Raw genomic sequence first — 641 nt, 5'->3', positions numbered from 1 at the left:
ATGGGCTTTTTGGCATAAAAACTTCGGGTTCCGGCGACATAAGCGGAAAGGGCAAAGAATCCTTTCTCTTTCGTCGAATCCATTATTTCCTTGCCCACTTCCCCGAAGACCACCTTATTGAAATGATTTTGATCGTTAAACAGAAACGGTAAATTATATATCGCGTAGATATTATCAAATGACTCCAGATCGCTGGCAGAACCTTTGGTCAAATCCAGCGCGCCATTTTGTAATAACTCCATCGTTTCGCGTGCGCTGCCCATCTGGCTACTGGGGTAAATACGAATCTTCATATTACCGTCAGAAAGCTGGTTTACCTCTTTGGCCATCTCTTCAAACGCCTGATGCACCACGTGGCTGCGTTCAAGGTTATGTGCCAGTTTTAACGTGATTTTTTCAGCTGCGCTGGCTCCTGAACAGAATAGAGCAAGCAAAGATATTGCTATCAGAGAACGAGAAAAAGCGTATTTTTTCATGAGTTGGCTCCATGCACTTGTGGTAATTGGTCAATATCTTAAGCGTCATGCTTTGTTTCTGTATGACATATTATCCTTGTTGTCGTACATCTTTAAGCTGCCTGACTCACACTTTTTCTCAATGAGGCAATGAAATAACGGCTTTTATGGGTTTAATTATATTTG

1 protein-coding gene is annotated in these 641 nt (G+C 42.0%); it reads right to left on the bottom strand.

The annotated features are described in order from the left end of the window. Positions 1–476: TRAP transporter substrate-binding protein DctP (gene dctP, locus CWM53_RS23395; RefSeq protein ID WP_165785128.1), on the bottom strand; the 476-nt coding region annotated here is incomplete at its 3' end. Positions 477–641 lie beyond the last annotated feature (165 nt).

The sequence above is a fragment of the Klebsiella sp. A-Nf5 genome (genome assembly GCF_002810545.1).
GTDB classification, from domain to species: Bacteria; Pseudomonadota; Gammaproteobacteria; order Enterobacterales; family Enterobacteriaceae; genus Klebsiella; species Klebsiella variicola.
This window is presented reverse-complemented; position numbering and strand designations above follow the sequence as displayed.